Here is a 742-nt window from a genome sequence, read left to right as displayed (position 1 = left end):
GCTCGGGGGCAGCTAGGCGGTATTCTCGATCATACACGAGCAGTTTGCGGGCAGTTCCGAGACGAAGAGCGTGCATGCTTGTTCCCGAACCCCGAAGAAGTCGGTTCAGCGGCAGTGATTCCTTTACGAAATGGTGAGCTTTTGGGCTTGTTCTGTTTGGGCAGTCGCGATGCTAAGCACTTTGATAGCTCAATGGGCTCTTTATTCCTTTCTTATATCAGCGATTTTATCAGCCGTATTCTGCCGAATCTGTTGTTGGCTGCTAAGCGACAGCAGGTAGAGGACTCAGTTCCTTCGCTCTTGGAATAGATATTTTCGAAGCGAGTCGCCATAAATGGTTTAATGATCCGGTAGAGAATTCGAGGCAGTGATGGAAAAGTTACTAGAAGAGTTTCTCGATAATTTACTGGTCGTTAGGAGGCTCTCCCATCACACTTACACCAATTACAGGCGTGACTTGGAGCGTATTCATACTTGGTGCTCTGAACAGGGTATTCACGCTTGGAGTGAGCTCAGTCACGCTCATGTCCGCTTATACGTTTCTTACCTGCACCGTAAGCAGCTTTCTAGCAAGAGTATTCAAAGAGCACTGTCGTCACTACGTAGTTTTTACAATTACCAGATTAAACATGCTTTGCTAGAACACAATCCGTGTCTGGATGTTCCGGTTCCAAAAGGGAGCAAAAAACTGCCTAAAGTCTTGAATGTTGATCAAATTAACCATCTATTAGATAACGATAGT

2 protein-coding genes are annotated in these 742 nt (G+C 45.7%); both read left to right on the top strand.

From position 1 onward, the window contains the following. On the top strand, positions 1 to 309 hold a 309-nt coding region (locus A3757_RS24140), incomplete at its 5' end, for a DUF484 family protein (protein WP_156506551.1). A gap of 61 nt (positions 310 to 370) precedes the next feature. Next, the coding region (locus tag A3757_RS24135; protein ID WP_197470288.1) for a site-specific integrase at positions 371 to 742 on the top strand (372 nt) is incomplete at its 3' end.

It is taken from the genome of Oleiphilus sp. HI0117, from assembly GCF_001635235.1.
This window is presented reverse-complemented; position numbering and strand designations above follow the sequence as displayed.